General features: G+C 65.5%; 18 protein-coding genes and 2 pseudogenes. 9 read left to right on the top strand and 11 right to left on the bottom strand.

Annotated features, from left to right (window positions below; all coding sequences use genetic code 11):
* From FAS41_RS21160 to FAS41_RS21150, 3 genes are all read left to right on the top strand, one after another.
* Positions 1 to 501 (top strand): chemotaxis protein CheW, encoded by a 501-nt coding sequence (locus FAS41_RS21160; RefSeq protein ID WP_138525393.1) that lies wholly within the window; start codon positions 1 to 3, stop codon positions 499 to 501.
* Between the two features lie 7 nt (positions 502 to 508).
* Positions 509 to 1,309, top strand: a complete 801-nt coding sequence (locus FAS41_RS21155) for an AraC family transcriptional regulator (RefSeq protein WP_138525392.1) — start codon at positions 509 to 511, stop codon at positions 1,307 to 1,309.
* A gap of 80 nt (positions 1,310 to 1,389) precedes the next feature.
* Positions 1,390 to 2,004, top strand: coding sequence for a LysE family translocator (locus FAS41_RS21150; RefSeq protein WP_138525391.1), 615 nt, complete (start codon positions 1,390 to 1,392; stop codon positions 2,002 to 2,004).
* A 123-nt stretch (positions 2,005 to 2,127) separates the two neighbouring features.
* Here FAS41_RS21150 and FAS41_RS21145 read toward each other — a convergent pair whose 3' ends face one another.
* Both FAS41_RS21145 and FAS41_RS21140 read right to left on the bottom strand, forming a co-directional pair.
* A complete protein-coding gene (locus FAS41_RS21145) occupies positions 2,128 to 2,847 on the bottom strand; it encodes a 16S rRNA (uracil(1498)-N(3))-methyltransferase (RefSeq protein WP_138525390.1) in 720 nt (239 codons plus the stop codon).
* 65 nt (positions 2,848 to 2,912) lie between these two features.
* A complete protein-coding gene (locus tag FAS41_RS21140) occupies positions 2,913 to 4,316 on the bottom strand; it encodes an adenosylmethionine--8-amino-7-oxononanoate transaminase (RefSeq protein ID WP_138525389.1) in 1,404 nt (467 codons plus the stop codon).
* Positions 4,317 to 4,506: 190 nt separating this feature from the next.
* On the opposite strand from FAS41_RS21140, the gene FAS41_RS21135 reads away from it, so the two are divergent.
* From FAS41_RS21135 to FAS41_RS21125, 3 genes are all read left to right on the top strand, one after another.
* The gene (locus FAS41_RS21135; protein ID WP_138525388.1) at positions 4,507 to 5,985 is read left to right on the top strand and encodes a flavin monoamine oxidase family protein; all 1,479 of its coding nucleotides are present in this window, start codon (positions 4,507 to 4,509) and stop codon (positions 5,983 to 5,985) included.
* Positions 5,986 to 6,161: 176 nt separating this feature from the next.
* Positions 6,162 to 6,716: a cytochrome b gene (locus tag FAS41_RS21130; RefSeq protein WP_138525387.1), complete on the top strand. Its 555-nt coding sequence runs from the start codon at positions 6,162 to 6,164 to the stop codon at positions 6,714 to 6,716.
* Positions 6,717 to 6,744: 28 nt separating this feature from the next.
* Entirely contained in the window at positions 6,745 to 7,320 is a 576-nt protein-coding gene (locus FAS41_RS21125; RefSeq protein WP_017520144.1) for a YceI family protein, read from the top strand.
* Between the two features lie 51 nt (positions 7,321 to 7,371).
* Here FAS41_RS21125 and FAS41_RS21120 read toward each other — a convergent pair whose 3' ends face one another.
* Entirely contained in the window at positions 7,372 to 7,806 is a 435-nt protein-coding gene (locus tag FAS41_RS21120) for a MarR family winged helix-turn-helix transcriptional regulator (RefSeq protein ID WP_138525406.1), read from the bottom strand.
* A gap of 270 nt (positions 7,807 to 8,076) precedes the next feature.
* Between FAS41_RS21120 and mexA the strand changes: the two genes are divergently transcribed.
* Genes mexA through FAS41_RS21105 form a run of 3 tightly spaced genes read left to right on the top strand, consistent with a single transcriptional unit; the run spans position 8,077 to position 13,852 of the window.
* On the top strand, positions 8,077 to 9,234 hold the full coding sequence (gene mexA / locus FAS41_RS21115; RefSeq protein ID WP_138525386.1) for a multidrug efflux RND transporter periplasmic adaptor subunit MexA: 1,158 nt from the start codon (positions 8,077 to 8,079) through the stop codon (positions 9,232 to 9,234).
* Positions 9,235 to 9,249: 15 nt separating this feature from the next.
* The gene (locus FAS41_RS21110; protein WP_138525385.1) at positions 9,250 to 12,393 is read left to right on the top strand and encodes an efflux RND transporter permease subunit; all 3,144 of its coding nucleotides are present in this window, start codon (positions 9,250 to 9,252) and stop codon (positions 12,391 to 12,393) included.
* A 1-nt stretch (position 12,394) separates the two neighbouring features.
* Complete coding sequence (locus FAS41_RS21105) at positions 12,395 to 13,852, top strand: AdeC/AdeK/OprM family multidrug efflux complex outer membrane factor (RefSeq protein WP_138525384.1); 1,458 nt, start codon at positions 12,395 to 12,397, stop codon at positions 13,850 to 13,852.
* A 236-nt stretch (positions 13,853 to 14,088) separates the two neighbouring features.
* Here the strand turns inward: FAS41_RS21105 and FAS41_RS21100 are convergent, their stop codons facing one another.
* The 8 genes and pseudogenes from FAS41_RS21100 to tatB all read right to left on the bottom strand — a co-directional run bounded on the left by FAS41_RS21100 (position 14,089) and on the right by tatB (position 21,032).
* A complete protein-coding gene (locus tag FAS41_RS21100) occupies positions 14,089 to 14,517 on the bottom strand; it encodes a UPF0158 family protein (protein WP_138525383.1) in 429 nt (142 codons plus the stop codon).
* 100 nt (positions 14,518 to 14,617) lie between these two features.
* On the bottom strand, positions 14,618 to 15,322 hold the full coding sequence (locus tag FAS41_RS31510; RefSeq protein ID WP_420826036.1) for a methyl-accepting chemotaxis protein: 705 nt from the start codon (positions 15,320 to 15,322) through the stop codon (positions 14,618 to 14,620).
* Between the two features lie 153 nt (positions 15,323 to 15,475).
* A pseudogene (locus FAS41_RS31505) lies at positions 15,476 to 16,564 on the bottom strand (methyl-accepting chemotaxis protein); the annotation flags it as partial.
* Between the two features lie 365 nt (positions 16,565 to 16,929).
* Positions 16,930 to 17,643 (bottom strand): methyl-accepting chemotaxis protein, encoded by a 714-nt coding sequence (locus FAS41_RS31500; RefSeq protein ID WP_410478039.1) that lies wholly within the window; start codon positions 17,641 to 17,643, stop codon positions 16,930 to 16,932.
* A gap of 159 nt (positions 17,644 to 17,802) precedes the next feature.
* Positions 17,803 to 18,843, bottom strand: a pseudogene (locus FAS41_RS31495) (methyl-accepting chemotaxis protein); the annotation flags it as partial.
* A 184-nt stretch (positions 18,844 to 19,027) separates the two neighbouring features.
* Positions 19,028 to 19,735 (bottom strand): 16S rRNA (uracil(1498)-N(3))-methyltransferase, encoded by a 708-nt coding sequence (locus tag FAS41_RS21085; protein ID WP_138525380.1) that lies wholly within the window; start codon positions 19,733 to 19,735, stop codon positions 19,028 to 19,030.
* Positions 19,732 to 20,526 carry a twin-arginine translocase subunit TatC gene (gene tatC / locus FAS41_RS21080; RefSeq protein ID WP_138525379.1) on the bottom strand — a complete coding sequence of 265 codons (795 nt, stop codon included), beginning with the start codon at positions 20,524 to 20,526 and terminating at the stop codon, positions 19,732 to 19,734. Before tatC ends, FAS41_RS21085 begins: the two co-directional genes overlap by 4 nt.
* On the bottom strand, positions 20,523 to 21,032 hold the full coding sequence (gene tatB / locus FAS41_RS21075) for a Sec-independent protein translocase protein TatB (protein WP_138525378.1): 510 nt from the start codon (positions 21,030 to 21,032) through the stop codon (positions 20,523 to 20,525). The genes tatC and tatB overlap by 4 nt, the downstream gene beginning before the upstream one ends.
* Positions 21,033 to 21,034: the final 2 nt, after the last annotated feature.

Raw genomic sequence — 21,034 nt, 5'->3', positions numbered from 1 at the left:
ATGAGTGATCTTCCCGTCGCCAATACCGCCGTTGCCAATGCTGCTGTGGCCAACGCCGCCCCCAGCAGCCTGACCGGCCTGCTGGTGCCGCTGGCCGACCGCAACCTGCTGCTGCCCAACGTGGCGGTGGCTGAGCTGATCACCTACCGTGCCCCGCACCCGGTGGACGGCCTGCCATCCTGGTACCTGGGCCAGGTGGCCTGGCGCGACCTGCGCCTGCCGCTGCTGTCCTTCGAGGCGGCCTCCGACGGCCAGGCCGAAGTCAGCCCCGGTGCGCGGGTGATCGTGATCAACGCCCTGGGCGGGCGGCCCAATGTGAAATTCTTCGCGCTCCTGGTGCAGGGTATCCCGCGGTCGCTGAAGGTCGGCTCCGATCTCAAGCGCCTGGACGTGCCGCTGGCGCCGCTGGAGCTGGACGCGGTGGACCTGGGCGACGCCCACGCGCGCATCCCCGACCTGGTCGCGCTGGAGCAGAAACTGGCCGACTCCGGCCTGATCTGAGCCCGCCATGAGTGGCAGCCTGCGCCTTGCCCAGCTGGGAGACCAACCCGGCTTCGAGGTTGCTGGCGCCACACTCGGCGGCCACCGTTTCGAGCGCCATAGCCACGACGAATTCGTCATCAGCGCCAATCTGCGCGGCGAGGAAAGTGTCTGGCTGGACGGCCGAACCTTCGATGCCGGCCCTGGCTGTTTCACCTGCTACAACCCCGGACAGATTCAGGGTGGCGGCGTCTCCGAAGGCCAGCCCTGGCAGTTCGTCAGCCTCTACGTCGCTTCCGACCAACTGGCGGCGATGCTCGGCCTGCAACGCCTGGAGTTTGAACGGTCTACCGACCGCCTGCCCGTCCTCACTGCCGCCACGGCCGACGCCGTCGAGCGAGCGTTGGGCGACGACGCCTTTGTTCGCCAGCGCGGCGAGGAGCGACTGACGCTGTTGCTGGCTGAAATCGCCCGCGCCATGGGGGTGCGGCTGCCGCAGGAGCGTTTGGAGAGCGGTGGGCGGATCGCCGATCTGCAGGACTGGCTGGCCGCCGACCTCGCGCGTCAACCCAGCCTCGACGAGATGGCGGCCTACCTCGGCCTGTCGCGTTTCCACCTGCTGCGCAGCTTTCAGAAGCAGGTGGGCCTCAGCCCCCGACAATGGGCCATGCAGCTGCGTACCCGCCGCGCCCAGGCGCTGCTGCGCGCCGGCCTGCCGGCCACCGAGGTGGCGCATGAGCTGGGTTTCGCCGACCAGAGCCACCTCAACCGGCACTTCCGCGCCGCCTATGGCGTATCGCCGGGCAGCTTCCAGCGCGCCGTACGCTGAGGGGCGCAATCTGGTTCAAGTCGCCGGCGAAACACTCAGGCAGACTGGCTCCATCGCCATCCCGTCTGAGAGTCGATTCCATGCTGACCCTGTTTTTCGCTGCGCTGCTGTTCGGCGCCGTCTTCTGCCTGTCCCCCGGCGCCGTGCTCGCCGAAACCCTGCGGCGTGGCCTGAAGGGCGGCTTCCGCCCGGCGCTGCTGGTGCAATTCGGCTCGCTGATTGGTGATGCGGTCTGGGCACTGATCGGCCTGACCGGCCTGGCGCTGTTGTTCGGCCATGAAACCTTGCGCCTGCCGCTGACCCTGGCCAGCGCCGCCTACCTGGCCTGGCTGGGCGTGCAGAGCCTGCGCGATGCGCGCGAGGTCGGCGCAGTGAAGGAGGGCGAGCCTGGCGATCACCACGCCGGGGCGTTTGCTTCCGGGGCCATGCTGTCGCTGTCGAACCCGAAGAACATCGTCTACTGGGGCGCGCTGGGCGGTGCCATGGCCGGGCTGGTGAATGGCGTGCCGACACTGGCGGATTCGCTGGTGTTCTTCGCCGGCTTCATGACCGCCTCGGTGCTCTGCTGCTTCCTCTGCGCGGCACTGGTGGACTGGCTGCGGCGCAACGCTTCGCCGCGCTGGCACCGGGTGAGCCATGTGTTGTGTGGACTGGTTTTGCTGGTGCTGGCGGGGTTGGCGTTGCGGGGCGTCTGATCTGGTTGGATGTACGAGCGCTGAGCGGTTCGCGAGCAAGCTCGCTCCTACAGGCAGCCAGCTAGCTCGGGGTGCTTTTCGTAGGAGCGAGCTTGCTCGCGAACCCGCCCAGCGTCGAAGCGCTCAGAAATCCCCCCACAACTGCTGCGCGACACTCAGCGCGACCACTGGCGCGGTCTCGGTGCGCAGCACGCGCGGTCCCAGTCGCGCGGCATGGAATCCAGCCGACTTGGCCTGCTCCACTTCCGCGTCGCTCAAGCCGCCTTCCGGGCCGATCAGGAAGGCCAGGCTCGCCGGCTTGTCATGGCTGGTCAGCGGCTCGGCCACCGGGTGCAGCACCAGCTTGAGCTGCGCTTCGCAGCTTTCCAGCCATTCGGCGAGGGTAATGGGCGCGTTGAGCACCGGCAGGACCGAGCGGCCGCATTGTTCGCAGGCGCTGATCGCCACCTGGCGCCAGTGGGCCATGCGCTTGTCGGCACGTTCGTCCTTGAGGCGCACTTCGCAGCGTTCGCTGACGATCGGGGTGATTTCGCTGGCGCCCAGCTCGGTGGCCTTCTGGATCGCCCAGTCCATGCGCTCGCCACGGGACAGGCCCTGGCCCAGGTGCACGCGCAGCGGTGATTCGGCCTGGCCGTCGAAGGTTTCGCGCAGGTCCACGCGGACGTTCTTCTTGCCCACCTCGATCAGTTCGCCCAGGAATTCGCGGCCCGAACCGTCGAACAACTGCACCGCGTCACCCGTGCTGTGGCGCAGTACGCGGCCGATGTAGTGGGCCTGGGCTTCGGGCAGCTCGTGCTGGCCGAGGGAGAGCGGGGCGTCGATGAAGAAGCGGGAGAGGCGCATGGCGATGTCGAACTGATGGGGGAAAGCGGCAAGCTTAAAGCTTTCGGCCTGCCGCTTGTAGCCGATCAGCCCGGATCGCGATGCTCGGGGAAGCGTTTGCTGACCGCTACGCTCACGCTGTCGCGGGTGGCGATGTCGATGCCTTCGCTGGCAACTTCGGCGAGGAAGTCGATCTGCTCGGGGGTGATGATGTACGGCGGCAGGAAGTACACCACGCTGCCCAGCGGGCGCAGCAGCGCACCGCGTTCCAGACCGTGCTGGAAGACCTTCAGGCCGCGGCGTTCCTGCCAGGGGTAGGCGGTTTTGCTGGCCTTGTCCTGAACCATCTCGATGGCGAGGATCATGCCGGTCTGGCGGATTTCCGAGACGTGCGGGTGGTCGGCCAGGTGCGCGGTGGCGCTGGCCATCTTCGCCGCCAGGGCCTTGTTGGCCTCGATCACGTTGTCCTGCTCGAAGATGTCCAGGGTCGCCAGGGCGGCGGCGCAGGCCAGCGGGTTGCCGGTGTAGGTGTGCGAGTGGAGGAAGGCGCGCAGGGTGGCGTAGTCGTCGTAGAAGGCCTGATAGACCTTGTCGGTGGTGAGCACCGCGCTCATCGCCAGGTAGCCGCCGGTCAGGGCCTTGGACAGCACGAGGAAGTCCGGGGTGATGCCGGCCTGTTCGCAGGCGAACATCGTGCCGGTGCGGCCGAAGCCGACGGCGATCTCATCGTGGATCAGGTGCACGCCATAGCGGTCACAGGCCTCGCGTAGCAGCTTGAGGTAGACCGGGTGGTACATGCGCATGCCGCCGGCGCCTTGCACCAGCGGTTCGACGATCACCGCCGCGACCTCTTGATGGTGCTGCTCCAGCGCCTGCTCCATGGCGGCGAACATCGTCCGCGAGTGCTCCTCCCAGCTCACGCCTTCGGGGCGCAGGTAGCAGTCGGGGGTCGGCACCTTGATGGTGTCCATCAGCAGCGACTTGTAGGTCTCGGTGAACAGCGCCACGTCACCCACTGACATCGCGGCGACGGTCTCGCCGTGATAGCTGTTGGTCAGGGTGATGAAGCGCTTCTTCTCCGGCTGGCCGAGGTTGTGCCAGTAGTGGTAGCTCATCTTCAGCGCCACTTCGATACCGGCCGAGCCACTGTCGGCGTAGAACACCCGGGAGAAACCGGCTGGCGCCAGGCGCAGCAGGCGTTCGGACAGCTCGATCACCGGCTGGTGGCTGAAGCCGGCGAGGATCACGTGCTCCAGCTGGTCCACCTGGTCCTTGATGCGCTGGTTGATACGCGGGTTGGCGTGGCCGAAGACGTTGACCCACCAGGAGCTGACTGCGTCCAGGTAGCGCTTGCCTTCGAAGTCCTCCAGCCAGATGCCTTCGCCGCGGCGGATCGGGATCACCGGCAGGCGTTCGTGGTCTTTCATCTGGGTGCAGGGGTGCCACAGCACCTCGAGATCGCGCTGCATCCACTCGGCGTTCAGGCCCATGGGCTGCTCCTTACTGATGGCGGCATGTCCGTGTCGACTTGCCCGGATCGCGCAAGCCTATTCAATGCACCTGAGATGAACAAGGACACGTCCTACGACACATGCCGTAGGTTGCCGACCAAGACGGCTATTCGGCCATCTGGCGCTGACGTATGCTTCGCGCCTTTGCACTTTTCTGGGGATCGGCTCGATGAAGATGGGATGGCTGCGCGCTGCTGCGCTGGTCGCTCTGGGGGCGTTCAGCGCGGTGGCGCTGGGCAAGGACAAACAACCGACGGCCATCGTGATCGGTGGCGGTCTCGCCGGCCTTTCCTCGGCCTATGAGCTGCAGCAGGCCGGCTGGCAGGTCACCCTGCTGGAAGCCAAGCCGCAGGTGGGTGGTCGTTCCGGCCTGGCCACCAGCGAGTGGATCGGCAACAAGAAGGTTCAGCCGACCCTCAATGGCTACCTGGACACCTTGAAGGTCAATTCGGTGCCGGCGCCGGACTTTGTCCGTACCCCGAGCTATCTGATCGATGGCGTCTACTACACCAGTACCGACCTGAAGGCCAAGATGCCCGCCGTCGCCGCTGACCTGGAGCGCTTCGAGAAGTCCCTGGACGACCTGTCGGCCTCCATCGATGACCCGCTCAACCCGCTGGCAACCAAGACCACCCAGGCCCTGGACGCGCTGACCGTCGCCCGCTGGCTGGACAAGCTGAACCTCTCGCCGGTGGCACGCCTGCTGGTCAACCAGCGCATCCGCTCCCACTATGAAGAGCCTTCGCGCCTGTCGCTGCTGTACTTCGCCCAGCAGGGGCGCGTGTACCGCAACGTCGATGACCGTGACATGCGCGCCTCGCGCCTGCCCGGTGGCAGCCAGGTGCTGGCCCAGGCCTTCGCCAAGCAGATCAAGACCATCAAGACCAATGCCAAGGTCACCGGTATCACTCAGGACAAGGACGGCGTGACCGTCAAGGTCGGTGCCACCGGCTACAGCGCCGACTACGTGGTACTGAGCGTGCCGCTGGCGGCCGTCGGCAAGATCCCGATGACCCCGGGCCTGACCGCGCCGCAGCAGTCTTCGATCACCAACATGCCCTATGCCTGGCGCGACCAGATCCTGATGAAGTTCAAGCGCCCGGTGTGGGACGACAAGTCGCGCCTGTCCGGCGAGATCTTCAGCGACCAGGGCCTGGGTATGATCTGGGTCGAGCCTGCGGTGAAGGGCGGCGCCAACGTGCTGATCAACCTGTCCGGCGACAACGCCCGTGTCATGCAGGCCTTCGGTGATCGCCAGGTACTGGAGCAGGTGCTGATCCGCATGAACAAGTACTACCCGAAGATGCGCGGTGCGTACGACGGCTACGAGATGCGTCGCTACAGCGCTGACGCCGGCACCGGCGGTTCCTACGTGACCTACGGCCCAGGCGACGTCACTAACTTCTGGCGTGTCTGGGAGCGTCCGGTGGGCCGCGTGGTGTTCGCCGGCGAGCACACCGATGCGCTGTATCCGGGCACCATCGAAGGCGCCCTGCGCAGCGGCAAGCGCGCGGCCAGCCAGGTGCGCGACCTGCAGTCGGGCAAGGCCCCGGTGCTGGAAACCAAGGCTCCGGCTCCGGCCGCCAGCGACAAGCCGGGAGAGGCCAAGGGCGAGAAGAAGGGCATCATGTCCTGGCTGCCGTTCTGATCTGATCGGTTGCACCCAGACAATGCCGGCGAAAGCCGGCATTGTCGTATCTGGCTCTGGGACGGGCGTTTCAAGCGTGACCTATCTTGTCAGTCGATGTTTCAAAGCAGGATTTTCTGCTTTTATTCGATGGATTAGCCGCTAGTCTTGAATTCCCGTTTCAAGGATGTCGATCGATGCAATGGCGTAATTCCCCCGCTCGTTACGGACTGGTCAGCCTGTTCCTGCACTGGGGCAGTGCGCTGGTGGTGTTCGGCCTGTTCGGCCTTGGCCTGTGGATGCGCGAGCTGGACTACTACGACACCTGGTACCACCGCGCTCCGGAAATCCATAAAAGCATCGGCATCCTGCTGGCGATCGCCCTGATCGTGCGCGTGCTCTGGCGCTTCATCAGCCCGGCGCCGCCGGCTCCAGCCAATCATGGCCAGATGACCCGCGTGGCGACCAAGCTCGGCCACCTGGCGCTCTACGCGCTGCTGTTCGCCGTGATCATCGCCGGTTACCTGATCTCCACCGCCGAGGGTAAGCCCATCAGCGTTTTCGGCTGGTTCGATGTGCCCGCGACCCTGAGCGGCATCACCGACCAGGCCGACATCGCCGGCGCGATCCACCTCTACCTGGCCTGGGGCCTGGTGGTGCTGGCCGTGCTGCACGCCCTGGCGGCGTTCAAACATCATTTCTTCGACCGCGATGCGACCCTGGTACGCATGCTCGGTCGTGCCGCGAAATAACACCTCACCCCAAAGGGAGATTGCTTCAATGCTGAAGAAGACGTTCGCCGCTCTGGCGCTGGGTACCGCCCTGTTCTCCGCTGGCCAGGCCATGGCCGCGGACTACAAGATCGACAAGGAAGGCCAGCACGCCTTCATCGAATTCCGCATCAAGCACCTGGGTTACAGCTGGCTGTACGGCCGCTTCGACGATTTCGACGGTGCCTTCACCTTCGACGAGAAGAACCCGTCTGCCGACAAGGTCAAGGTGACCATCAACACCAACAGCGTGAACTCCAATCACGCCGAGCGTGACAAGCACTTGCGCAGCCCGGACTTCCTGAACGTCTCGAAGAACCCGACCGCGACCTTCGAATCCACCGCCGTGAAGGCCGATGGCAAGAACGCCGAGATCACCGGCAACCTGACCCTGAACGGCGTAACCAAGCCGGTCACCATCAAGGCTGAACTGATCGGCCAGGGCGATGACCCGTGGGGCGGCTACCGTGCCGGCTTCCTCGGCACCACCACCCTTAAGCTGAAGGACTTCAATATCCAGCGCGATCTCGGCCCGGCTTCCCAGGAAGTCGAGCTGACCCTGTCGGTAGAAGGGGTGCGTCAGTAAGACGCAAGGAAGTGAAAACGCCGGCGAATGCCGGCGTTTTCGTTTGTGCGGTCAGTCGGCGTGCCCCTGCAGGCACTGCCGCAGGAGCTGGGTGAGGGTGCGTTGCTCCTCGTCGTCCAGCGGCGCGAACAGACTGTCATGGGTACGTGCGAGGATGGCCTGGGTGCGCTCTTCGATACGGCTTCCGGACTCGGTAAGGAACAGCTGGAAGCTGCGCTGGTCGTCCGGGTTGCGCTCGCGGCGAACCAGGCCCAGGGTCTCCATCTCGCGGATCTTGCGGGTCACCAGTGCCTTGTCGCGGCACATCTTGCGGCCGAGGCTCTGCAGGCTCTGGCCGGCGTCGGCACCGATGAGTTCGAGCAGGCGGATGTCCGGTGGCGTGAGGTCGATGCCCTCGGCACACAGTTCGTCCTGGAGGCTCTCGCGCAAGTGGTCGAGGACCTTCATCAGGGTCTGTGGCAGGTCGGGATTCACGCTATGGGTCATTGGCTCGGTCACGGTAAGTCTTGTGTAAATCAGGTTGATTGGCTCAACCATTTTTTCGTATTTTAGTTGATGTTATCAACTTTGTTCGTCGCCGCGACTGCCTTGCGGGAAACCTACTGCGATATCGGCCTATGGCTAAATCGTTTCAGTAGTTTTCCCTCAGGGCTTTCGGACGTTTACAAACACGGCTGAATGTAAGTATTTTTGCCAGCTTTTCCGGACCGGCAAGCCCACAGCCAAACCGGATGCTTTGCTCACGAGGACAACGATATGCAACGAAAGCCAGCCATGCGCGCCCTGGTCCCGGCCCTGCTCGTCGCCATGGCCACTCTTGCCGGCTGCGACAAAGCCCAGGCCCCGCAGGAGAAGCAGATCCCCGAGGTCGGTGTGGTGACCCTGCAGCCGCAGGAAGTCACCCTGAGCACCGAACTGCCGGGCCGTACTACCGCGTATCGCATTGCCGAAGTTCGCCCACAGGTGAACGGCATCATCCTCAAGCGCCTGTTCAAGGAAGGCAGTGACGTCAAGGAAGGCCAGCAGCTGTACCAGATCGACCCGGCCACCTATCAGGCGACGCTGCAGAGCGCCCAGGCCAACCTGGTTTCCACCCAGCAGCAGGCCGAGCGCTACAAGGAACTGGTCAAGGACGAGGCGGTGAGCAAGCAGCAATACGCTGACGCCCAGGCCGCCTACCTGCAGGCCAAGGCCACCGTCGACAGCGCCCAGATCAACGTGCGCTACACCAAGGTCTATTCGCCGATCTCCGGTCGCATTGGCCGCTCCAGCGTGACCGAAGGCGCCCTGGTGCAGAACGGCCAGGCCACTGCACTGGCCACCGTGCAGCAACTGGACCCGATCTACGTCGACGTCACCCAGTCCTCCACTTCGCTGATCCGCCTGCGCCGCGAACTGGCGGCCGGGCAGCTGGAGAAGGCTGGCGAAAACGCCGCCAAGGTCAAGCTGTTCCTGGAAGACGGCTCCGAGTACCCCGTCGAGGGCAAGCTGGAGTTCTCCGAAGTGTCGGTCGACCAGGGCACCGGTTCGGTGACCGTGCGCGCCATCTTCCCCAACCCGAACAAGGAGCTGCTGCCGGGCATGTTCGTCCATGCGCAGCTGGAAGAAGGCATCAAGAAGCAGGCCATCCTGGCGCCGCAACAGGGCGTGACCCGTGACTTCCGTGGCATGGCGACCGCGCTGGTGCTCAACGCCGAGGACAAGGTCGAACTGCGCACCATCAAGGCCGATCGCACCGTCGGTGCCTATTGGCTGGTCAGCGATGGCCTGAAGCCGGGCGATCGCCTGATCACCGAAGGCCTGCAGTACGTCCAGCCGGGCGCCCAGGCCAAGGCCGTACCCGCGAAGAACGTGGCGCCCACCGCTGGTGCCGCCGACAAGCCCGCCGCCGCCGAACCGGCCAAGCAGGGTTAATCAAGGGGATTCGTAATGTCGAAGTTTTTCATTGACCGGCCCATCTTCGCCTGGGTGATCGCCCTGGTGATCATGCTGGCGGGCGGTCTGTCGATCCTCAAGTTGCCGGTGAACCAGTACCCGGCCATTGCCCCGCCGGCCATCGCCATCCAGGTGAGCTACCCGGGCGCCTCTGCCGAAACGGTGCAGGACACCGTGGTGCAGGTCATCGAGCAGCAGATGAACGGTCTCGACCATCTGCGCTACATCTCCTCGGAGTCCAACTCCGATGGCAGCATGACCATCACCGTGACCTTCGACCAGGGCACCAGCCCTGACATCGCCCAGGTCCAGGTGCAGAACAAGCTGCAGCTGGCCACGCCGCTCCTGCCGCAGGAAGTGCAGCAACAGGGCATCCGCGTGACCAAGGCGGTGAAGAACTTCCTGATGGTGGTCGGCGTCGTCTCCGAAGACGGCAGCATGACCAAGGAAGACCTGTCGAACTACATCGTCTCCAACATCCAGGACCCGCTGTCGCGGACCGCTGGCGTGGGCGACTTCCAGGTGTTCGGTTCGCAGTACGCCATGCGTATCTGGCTGGACCCGGCGAAGCTCAACAGCTTCCAGATGACCCCGGGCGACGTGAAGACGGCGATCCAGGCGCAGAACGTGCAGATTTCCTCCGGGCAACTGGGTGGCCTGCCTGCGGTGAAGGGGCAGCAGCTCAACGCCACCATCATCGGCAAGACCCGCCTGCAGAGTGCCGAGCAGTTCAAGGAAATCCTGCTCAAGGTCAACGCCGACGGCTCCCAGGTTCGCCTGAAAGACGTCGCCGACGTTGCCCTGGGTGGCCAGGACTACAGCATCAACGCCCAGTTCAACGGCAAACCGGCCTCGGGTATCGCGATCAAGCTGGCTACCGGCGCCAACGCGCTGGATACCGCCAAATCGATCCGTGCCACCCTGGCCACGCTGGAGCCGTTCTTCCCGCAGGGCATGAAGATCGTCTACCCGTACGACACCACCCCGGTAGTCTCCGCCTCCATCCATGAGGTGGTGAAGACCCTGGGCGAAGCGATCCTGCTGGTGTTCCTGGTGATGTACCTGTTCCTGCAGAACTTCCGCGCCACGCTGATCCCGACGATCGCCGTGCCGGTGGTACTGCTGGGCACCTTCGGTGTACTCGCCGCCTTCGGCTTCTCGATCAACACCCTGACCATGTTCGGCATGGTGCTGGCGATCGGCCTGTTGGTGGACGACGCCATCGTGGTGGTGGAAAACGTCGAGCGGGTGATGGCCGAGGAAGGCCTGTCGCCCCGTGAGGCGGCGCGCAAGTCCATGGGCCAGATCCAGGGTGCGCTGGTGGGTATCGCCATGGTGCTCTCGGCAGTATTCCTGCCAATGGCCTTCTTCGGCGGCTCCACCGGGGTGATCTACCGCCAGTTCTCCATCACCATCGTCTCGGCCATGGCCCTGTCGGTGATCGTGGCGCTGATCCTGACCCCGGCGCTCTGCGCCACCATGCTCAAACCCATCGAGAAGGGTGACCACGGCGAGCACAAACGCGGCTTCTTCGGTTGGTTCAACCGCAAGTTCCTCGCCACCACCCACGGCTACGAGCGTGGCGTCACCTCGATCCTCAAGCACCGCATGCCGTACCTGCTGATGTACGTGCTGATCCTCGGCGGCATGATCTACCTGTTCACCCGCATCCCCACCGCGTTCCTCCCCGACGAGGACCAGGGCGTGCTGTTCGCCCAGGTGCAGACCCCGGCCGGTTCGTCCGCCGAGCGCACCCAGGTGGTGGTGGACTCGATGCGTGAGTACCTGCTGGAGAAGGAAAGCAGCTCGGTCGCCTCGGTGTTCACCGTGACCGGCTTCAACTTCGCCGGCCGCGGCCAGAGTTCGGGCATGGCGTTCATCATGCTCAAGCCCTGGGAAGAGCGTCCGGGCGCGGAGAACAGCGTGTTCGCGCTGGCCCAGCGTGCGCAGATGCACTTCTTCAGCTTCAAGGACGCGATGGTGTTCGCCTTCGCCCCGCCGGCGGTACTCGAACTGGGTAACGCAGTGGGCTTCGACATCTTCCTCCAGGACCAGGCCGGCGTCGGCCACGAAGTGCTGATGCAGGCGCGCAACCAGTTCCTCGGTATGGCCTCGCAGAACCCGGCCCTGCAACGCGTGCGCCCCAACGGTCTGAACGACGAACCGCAGTACCAGCTGCTGATCGACGACGAGAAAGCCAGCGCGCTGGGCGTGTCCCTGTCGGACATCAACACCACCGTGTCCATCGCCTGGGGTTCGAACTACGTCAACGACTTCATCGACCGTGGTCGGGTGAAGAAGGTCTACCTGCAAGGTCGCCCGAATGCGCGGATGAGCCCGGAAGACCTGGACAAGTGGTACGTGCGCAACAGTGCCGGCGAGATGGTGCCGTTCAGTGCCTTCGCCACCGGCGAGTGGAGCTACGGTTCGCCGAAGCTGGCGCGCTATAACGGCGTGCCGGCCATGGAAGTCCTCGGTGAACCGGCCCCGGGCCGATCCACTGGCGAGGCCATGGCGGCGGTCGAGGAGATTGTCAAGCAGTTGCCCAAGGGCGTTGGCTACTCCTGGACCGGCCTGTCCTACGAGGAACGGCTGTCCGGGTCGCAAGCGCCGGCGCTCTATGCCCTGTCGCTGATCGTGGTGTTCCTCTGCCTGGCGGCGCTGTACGAGAGTTGGTCGATTCCGTTCTCGGTGATGCTGGTGGTGCCCCTGGGCGTCATCGGTGCCTTGCTGGCGACTTCCATGCGCGGGCTGTCCAACGACGTGTTCTTCCAGGTGGGCCTGTTGACGACCATCGGTCTGTCGGCGAAGAACGCCATCCTCATCGTGGAATTCGCCAAGGAACTCCACGAACGAGAGGGCAAGCCCATCGTCGAGGCCGCCATCGAGGCGTGCCGGATGCGTCTGCGGCCGATCGTCATGACCTCCCTGGCCTTCGTCCTCGGCGTGCTGCCGCTGGCGATCTCCACCGGCGCCGGTTCCGGCAGCCAGCACGCAATCGGTACCGGCGTGATCGGCGGCATGATCACTGCCACCATCCTCGCGATCTTCTGGGTACCGCTGTTCTACGTGGTGGTCAGTACCCTGTTCAAGGACCAGCTGTCCAAGGAACAGGAAGCCACCGAGAAGGGGCATTGATATGAGAAAGTCCTTTTTGTCCCTGGCGGTCGCGGCAGTCGTGCTGTCCGGCTGCTCGCTGATCCCCGACTACGAGCGCCCCGAGGCGTCCGTGGCCGCGGCCTATCCGCAGGGCGATGCCTACGATGCGGCGCAGCCGGCCAATGCCGGCGCCGATATCGGCTGGCGCGAGTTCTTCAAGGACCCGCAACTGCAGCGCCTGGTCGAAGTGTCGCTGGAAAACAACCGTGACCTGCGCGTCGCTGCACTGAACATCGAAGCCTACCGGGCGCAGTACCGCATCCAGCGGGCTGACCTGTTCCCGGCGGTGGACGCCAGCTTCGACGGCTCGCGCCAGCGCCTGCCGGCGGACCTGTCGCAGACCGGCAGCTCGATGATCAGCAGCCAGTACGGCGCGACCCTGGGGATCACCTCCTGGGAAGTCGACCTGTTCGGCCGCCTGCGCGCCCTGCGTGACCAGGCGCTGGAGCAGTACTTCGCCACCGAAGAAGCCCGTCGCAGCACCCAGACCAGCCTGGTGGCCAACGTCGCCAACGCCTACCTGACGCTGCGCGCCGACCAGGCCCAGCTGGAGCTGACCCGCAACACCCTGGGCACGTACCAGAAGAGCTATGACCTGACCAAGCGCAGCTACGAGGTCGGGGTCGCCTCGGCCCTGGACCTGCGCCAGTCGCAGACCCAGGTGGAAAGCGCGCGGGCTACCCTGGCGCAGTACACCCGTCTCGTTGCACAGGATCAGAACGCGCTGGTCCTGCTGCTTGGCTCCGGTCTGCCGGGCGACCTGCCCCAGGGCCGCCAGCTGTCCGACGAGCTGCTGGCCACCGTGCCGGCGGGTCTGCCCTCCGACCTGCTGCAGCGCCGCCCGGACATCCTCGAGGCGGAGCACCAGCTCAAGGCGGCCAACGCCAACATCGGCGCGGCGCGGGCGGCGTTCTTCCCGAACATCAGCCTGACCGCCAACGCCGGTACCCTGAGCCCAGACCTCGGTGGCCTGTTCGACGGCGGTTCCGGTACCTGGCTGTTCAAGCCCTCGATCAGCCTGCCGATCTTCAACGCCGGCAGCCTGCGCGCGAGCCTGGACCTGGCCAAGGTGCAGAAGGACATCAACGTCGCGCAGTACGAGAAAGCCATCCAGACGGCCTTCTCCGAAGTCGCCGATGGCCTTGCCGCCCGTGGCACCTTCAACGAGCAGCTGCAGGCGCAGCGCGCGCTGGTGGACGCCAGCAGCGAGTACTACCGCCTGGCCGACAAGCGCTACCGCACCGGTGTGGATAACTACCTCACCGTGCTCGACGCGCAGCGTTCGCTGTTCAGTGCCCAGCAGCAGCTGATCAGCGACCGCCTCAACCAGCTGACCAGCGAGGTGAACCTGTACAAGGCCCTCGGCGGCGGATGGCAGGCCACGGCCGCTCAAGCCAAGCCGATCTCCAGCGAGGCGCCGGAAGGCCGATTGTTCTGATCGGAAACAGCAACGCCGCCCTTCGGGGCGGCGTTTTTGTACGGGGACAGGCGATAGCAACACGTAAGGCGGATCACCCGGAGTGGGTTATCCGCCGCTGCCGCTCTCGTAGGATGGTGTGGAGCGCAGCGATACCCATCGATTGGCGCGCAGGGCGAATGCCCAGAGACCCCAATGGCGTATAACGCCACAGGCGTTATACGCCCTGCGATGGAGTTCGGCGCGGGAGGGTGCCGCTACCAGATCGCGCTGCGCGTGGCCGGTTGGATCTGGTTGTCTGCCAGCCAATCCAGCGCACACTCGCGCAGCCGCTCGCCCTGGTAGACGTACCAGGCTTGCAACAGCTCCGGATAACCCATCAGCACATGACGGAAGGCCTTGAACGGCTTGCGCCCCTCGATGGCGTTGGCCAGCGCGGAGTAGGCATGGGGTTCGGGTACTTCGCGGAGGAAGTCGCGCATCAGCTCCAGCGACTGGCCGCTGCTCAGCGGCTCGATGGGCAGCAGGCGCTCCGGTTCGCGGTGCAGCAGCTCGGCCAGCTCCGGATCGGGGTCTTCTTCGGGAATCAGCAGCACCTGGCCACTGAACAGATCGAGGTAGTGATCGATACCCTGGGTGTCGAGCGCGAAGGCCAGTTCGTCGAGGTCGATGGTCAGCGGGCGCATGGTCACTCTCCCAATATGGCGAGTGACCGATCCTACGCCATGCGCATGACAGCTGTCCTGCCGTTGTCGGTCGGCGCGGGCGCACCGACCGACTGGTGCTTCACAGGCGGAAGCGGCCTACCTGCAACTGCAGCTCATTGCCCAGGCGCGCCAGCTCGGTGCTGGAGCTGGCGGTCTGCTCGCTGGCGGCGGCGGACTGGTCGGCAATCTCGCGCACCTGCACCACGCTGCGGTTGATCTCCTCGGCGACGCTGCTCTGTTCCTCGGCGGCGGAGGCGATCTGCAGGTTCATGCCCTGGATGTCGGCCACAGTGCGGGCAATCACGCCCAGCGCCTCGCCAGCGCGACGGGTCAGCTCCACCGAGCTGCCGGTCAGGCGTCGGCTGTCGTCCATGCGCGTTACCGCTTCCTGGGCGCCGCGTTGCAGGCCGGCGATCAGACCCTCGATCTCGGCGGTGGAGGACTGCGTACGCTGGGCCAGGCCGCGCACCTCGTCGGCGACCACGGCGAAACCGCGCCCGGCCTCGCCGGCTCGGGCGGCCTCGATGGCGGCGTTGAGTGCCAGCAGGTTGGTCTGTTCGGCCACTGACTTGATCACGTCCAGCACGCTGCCGATTTTCTCGCTTTCCTTGCGCAGCAGTTCCATGGCCTCGGCGGAGCGATCCACCTCGATGGCCAGGCGGTCGATCTGGTTCACTGCGTCCTGCACCACCTGGTCGCCCTGGCGGGCCTGCTGGTCGGCCTGCTGGGCAGCGGCGGACGCCTGCTCGGCGTTGCGCGCGACCTCCTGCACGGTCGCGGCCATTTCATGGATGGCGCTGGCGACCTGCTCGGTTTCCACGCGCTGGCTGTTCACCCCGGCGCGGGTCTGCTCGGTGACGGCGGAGAGTTCGTCGGCAGCGGTGGCCAGCTGGCTGACGCTGCCGCCGATGTGGCCGAGCAGCTGCGACAGGCTCTCGCGCATGCGCAGCATCACCCGCTGCAACTGGCCCAGCTCGTCGCTGCGCTGCACGTTGAGGTCGCGCGACAGGCCCTGGGAGAGGTCACCCTGGGCGATGCGCTCGGCCAGCTCCAGGGCCTCATGCAGCGGGCGGACGATCTGCCGGTTGATGGCCCAGCCGGAGAGGAAGCCAAAGGCCAGGGCGAGCACGGCAATGAGAATCTGCCGGGTCTTGGCGGCAGCCGTTTCCGCCTCATTGCGCTTCAGGGTGTCGTCGTACAGACGGTCGCTGGCCGACAGCAGCGCTTCGCTGGCGCCGTTCAGGCCCTGGCGCGCCTGGACGGTAGCGTTCACGCCATCGCGGAAGTGCTCGATGCCGCTGCGGTAGTTCTGCAGGTCCTTGAGCGCAGCGCCCAGGCCGTCGGCGGCGATGGCCGGCAACTGGCTCTGCAAGGCGGTACCGGTGTCGCGCAACTGGTCGAAGGCAGCGAAGGCGGCCTGCTCGGCGCTGGCGGATTGTTCGAAGACATAGCCGCGTACCTGGTAGCGCACCAGCAGCAATTGCTGATGCAGCTGGCCAACGGCCTGGGCGCTGTGCAGCAGCTGGGGATCGCCGGGTTGTTCGGCGAGCAGGTCGAAGAGTTGCTTGTCCAGTGTCTCGAAGGCCTGCAGGGCGCTCTGCGCGCTGCCGACCAGAGTGCTGCGGGCCTGAGTGCGTTGGTCCACCGCGCGGGTGAGGGCGCTGAAAGCCTCGCGGTATTGACTGACTGCCTGGCGCGCGGCTTCCAGCTGGCGAGCGTCGATGTCGCTTCCCTTCAGGCGCTGTTCGATCAGCTCCAGCATTTTCGTGCTGTGCTGTTCGACGCGCTCGGCCTGGCTGCGATCACCGCCCAGCTCGAATTGCAGGCGCGCGAGATTGGCCTGCTGGCTGAGGTCGTTGAGTTCGGTGATGGTCGCCATCTGCTCGCCGCGTCCGGCCTGGTTGTCCAGGCTGTGCAGGCCGCTGAGCAGCACCAGCAGGGTGAGGAAGAGGAGGATGCCGAAGCCCACCACCAGCTTCAGGCTGACGTTCAGGCGTCCCAGCTGTACTACTAGCCAATCGTACATGTCGAATACTCCAGGCAGGCGTCGCCACGGGATCGACGGCCCGTGGCTGGCAAGAACAAGTGTGCAGAGGCGAGGTGGAATTGTCGGGACGCATCTTCGTGCGTCAGAGGCTATCGGCGGGCGATTGAGAAACTGAAGGCGGGAATTCGTCGCGGCATGTCCGACGCGTTGGCGCCCCGGCGAGCTTTCGTAGGATGGCGTGGAGCGCAGCGATACCCATCGCAGACCACGCCAATGGGATGATGGGTATCGCAAGCTCCACCCATCCTACGGTCAGGTCCTGCACAAGGGTCTGGCAGGCGCAGCTGTATCGACTGTCCATGAAAAGGCCCGCATTGCGCGGGCCTTTTTCGTTGCGGGACGAATCAGACGCGGAAGCGGCTGACCAGCACCTGCAATTCGTTGCCCAGTCGCGCCAGCTCGACGCTGGAGGCGGCGGTTTCCTCGCTGGCGGCAGCAGTCTGCTCGGAGATGTCGCGCACGTTCATCACGCTGCGGTTGATCTCCTCGGCCACGGCGCTCTGTTGTTCGGAAGCGGCGGCGATCTGCTGGTTCATCGACTGGATGGTCGACACGGTGCGAGTAATGGCACCCAGGCGCTCGCCGGCGCGGCGGGTCAGGTCGACGGTGCTGACGGTCAGGTCGCGGCTGGTTTCCATCATCTGCACGGCCTGCTGGGTGCCGCTCTGCAGGCCGGCGATCAGCTCCTCGATCTCTTCGGTGGAGGACTGGGTGCGCTGCGCCAGGCCGCGTACTTCGTCGGCCACCACGGCGAAGCCACGGCCGGCGTCACCCGCGCGGGCGGCTTCGATGGCGGCGTTGAGGGCCAGCAGATTGGTCTGCTCGGCGACCGCCTTGATCACATCCAGCACGCTGCCGATCTTCTCGCTTTCACGCTTGAGCTTGAGCACCGATTCGTTGGTGCGGCCGACTTCGCCGGCCAGACGGTCCATCTGGGTCACGGCTTCGTTCACCGCGCCTTCGCCATCGCGAGCCTGACGGTCGGCAGCGGAGGCGGCCTCGGAGGCCTCTTCGGCGTTGCGCGCGACTTCCTGCACGGTGGCCGCCATCTCGTTCATGGCGGTGGCGACCTGGTCGGTCTCGGTCTTCTGGTTGTTCACCCCGGCGCTGGTCTGCTCGGTCACCGCGGACAGCTCCTCGGCGGCACTGGCGATCTGGGTCACGCCGTCGTGGATGCGGCCGATCAGCTCGCGCAGGGACAGGTTCATGCGCTGCATGCTCTTCTGCAGCTGGCCCAGCTCGTCGTGGCGGTTAGTGGGGATGTCACGGCTGAGGTCGCCGACGGCGATGCGCTCGGCATGGCCCAGCACGTCGCGCAGCGGGTTGACGATCTGCCCGGTGATGATCCAGGCGGCGATGCTGCCCATTACCAGGGCGATCAGGGCGGCGAGGCCCAACAGGGTCTTGGCCTGGGCGACGCCGGCGTCGCGCTTGGCGGTCTGGGTGGTGGTCAGCTCGTTGCTGAGTTTTTCGATCTGCTGGCCGCTGTCGCGCATGCGGTCGCGGGCAGCCTGGCTGTCGTTGACCTCGTTGCGGTAGTTGGTCAGCGCGTTGCGGTAGGTTTCCAGCGCATCGAGGGTGGCGCGGAATTCGCCATTCAGCTCGGCCGGCGAGGTGCTCATGTCGCTCTTCACGCCGTCGATCAGCTGCTGCAAGGCGGCGAAAGCGGGTTGCTCCAGGTTCTGCGCGTCGGTGCTGGTGTAGGCCATGACCTGCAGGCGCGCCTGCATGACGGAGCGGCCAATGCCGGCGAGGTCTTGCAGGTGCTGCAGGCTCTCGGCGCTGCCACCGGTGACCAGCTTCTGCTCGGCCTTCTGCAGCCCCTCGCTGACTGCGCCAGCAGACTTGATCAGGACCTGCTTGGCGGCGTCTCGCTCTTCGAAGGACTTCAGCAGCTGAGCATACAGCTTGCGGTACTCGACGCTCAGCTCATGCTGCTGATCGATGACGCGGCGGTCCTCCGCTTCGGTGAACCGTTCGTTCAGTGCGCGGTGACGCTGGTCCAGCTTGTCCAGGGTGTCGAGTACTAGCTTGGCGTCTTCCGGTGCGCGTGTGGACTGGAATTTCAGGCGGGCGATGCGCAGGTCCTTGGCAATGGCGACCAGCTCGGAAATCTCGCCGAGCTTGTCGCCCCGGCTGATCACGTTGCCCAGGTTGATCCAGCCGGTGAGGGCGATCAGCAGGGTGAGCAGCAGCACCAGGCCGAAGCCCGAGGCGAGTTTGAGTTTGACAGTCAGGTTGTTGAACCAACGAAACATGAAGGCGGCGCTCCAGCGATGAACAGGGCCGGTACGCATGGCTGAGCAGGAAATGCGCAGAGTGGGGACGACCGGTACCGCTGATATCGGCTTCGCTGCGTGGAACTGAAGTGTTCTACGGTAATTTTCTGACTGGTGGTTCACGCTGGAGGCCGCGTGGTTACTGGCCTCTAGCCATTTCCAGTTAGAACAGTCGTGCCAAAAGTGCGGTCACGGCAGTCTCGACGCGCAGGATGCGCTCGCCCAGCTGAACAGGGTTCAGGCCGGCCTCGCGCAGCTTGTCGACTTCGTAGGGAATCCAGCCGCCTTCAGGGCCGATGGCCAGGGTCACCGGCTCGCTCAGCGCCCGTGGGCACTCGGGCCAGGGGCCGGGATGGCCGATCAGGCCGAGGCTGCCGGCGGCCAGCGCGGGCAGGCGGTCTTCGACGAAGGGCTTGAAGCGCTTCTCGATGATCACTTCGGGCAGCACGGTATCGCGGGCCTGTTCCAGGCCCAGGATCAGTTGCTCGCGCACAGCCTCGGGTTCGAGGAAGGGCGTCTGCCAGAAGCTCTTTTCCACCCGGTAGCTGTTGAGCAGCACCAGACGCGGCACGCCCATGGCGGCGACGGTCTGCAGCACGCGGCGGAGCATCTTCGGACGGGGCAGGGCAAGCAGCAGGGTCAGCGGCAGTTTCGCCGGCGGGGCCTGGTCGAAGCTGACCTGCAACTCGGCCTCGTTGGCTTCCAGGCGCAGCAGGCGACCTTCGCCCATCTGTCCGCCAAGGCGACCGACGCGCAGGCGGTCGCCACTTTCGGCGCGGTGGACTTCCAGCAGGTGGGTCAGGCGGCGGTCGCGCAGGATCACGCGATCCGCCGCCACGAAGTCGGCGTCGTCGAGCAGCAGCAGGTTCACGGGCGGGTGGCCGGCGGCTGGTCGCCCTTGGACTCTTCTTCCTCTTCCGGGCCGCGCTTGCGGATCAGATGGCTGAACAGCACGCCTGCTTCGAACAGCAGCCACATCGGCACGGCGAGCAGGGTCTGCGACAGCGGGTCCGGCGGGGTAAGGATCATGCCGACCACGAAGCAGCCGATGATCACGTAGGGGCGGATCTTCTTCAGGTAGGCCACGTTGACTACCCCGATCCACACCAGCAGCACGGTGGCGACGGGAATCTCGAAGGCCACGCCGAAGGCGAACAGCAGGGTGAGGAAGTCCAGGTAGCTGTTGATGTCGGTCATCGGTGTCACCCCTTCCGGGGCCTGGCCGAGGAAGAAGTGGAACATCAACGGGAATACCAGGAAGTAGGCGAAGGCCATGCCCGCGTAGAACAGCACGATGCTGGAAGCCAGCAGCGGCAGGGCGACGCGCTTCTCGTGCTTGTACAGGCCCGGTGCGATGAAGCCCCAGACCTGGCCGAGGATCACCGGCATGGCGAAGAGCACGGCGACGATCATGGTCAGCTTCAGCGGCGCGAGGAAGGCCGACGCCGGGTCGATGGCGATCATGGTCGCGCCTTCGGGCAGGAAGCGGCGCAGCGGCTCGGAGGCCAGTGCGTAGATCTTCTGCGAGAAGTACAGCAGGCCGATGAAGATCACGAAGATCGCGACCACGCAGCGCAGCAGGCGCGTGCGCAGCTCGGTCAGGTGCGAGACCAGGGGCATTTCCTGGTCGTGTTCGGGCTGGTCGGGTTTTTCAGCGCTCATGGGGTACGCGGCGTCTCGGACGAAGCGGGCGGCTGGCTCGCGGCGGTCGGTTGGCTCGGCTGGCCGGCTTCCGGTGCCTGCACTGCAGCGGCAGGAGTCTCAGGGGTGGCAGACGCAAGGCCGGCGCCCGGCAGGCTGTTCAGACGGCTATTGGGCGCGATGCTCGGCGCCGCGGGCGGCTCGACTGGCGTGCCCTGGCCTTCGGGTTGAGCTGGCTGATGCGGATTGAAGGCCTCACGAGCCTGGTCTTGCAGGTCGGTCAGCGGTGCCATCAGCTTCTTGGCTTCCTGTTCCATCTGCAGGATGTGCTCGTTGTGCAGCTGGCGGCGGATTTCATCCGCGCCCAGCTCGCGCTCCACTTCCGTCTTGATGGCGTTGAAGCTGCGCTTGAGCCGGCCGATCCACAGGCCTGCCGTGCGCGCGGCACCCGGCAGGCGGTCGGGGCCGAGCACCAGCAGGGCGACGAGGCCCACCAGCAGCAGTTCGCTGAAGCTGATACCGAACATGA

The sequence above is a fragment of the Pseudomonas nicosulfuronedens genome (assembly GCF_005877905.1).
GTDB classification, from domain to species: Bacteria; Pseudomonadota; Gammaproteobacteria; order Pseudomonadales; family Pseudomonadaceae; genus Pseudomonas; species Pseudomonas nicosulfuronedens.
Note: the sequence above shows the minus strand (reverse complement) of the source record. Positions and strands in the feature narration are given on the sequence as shown.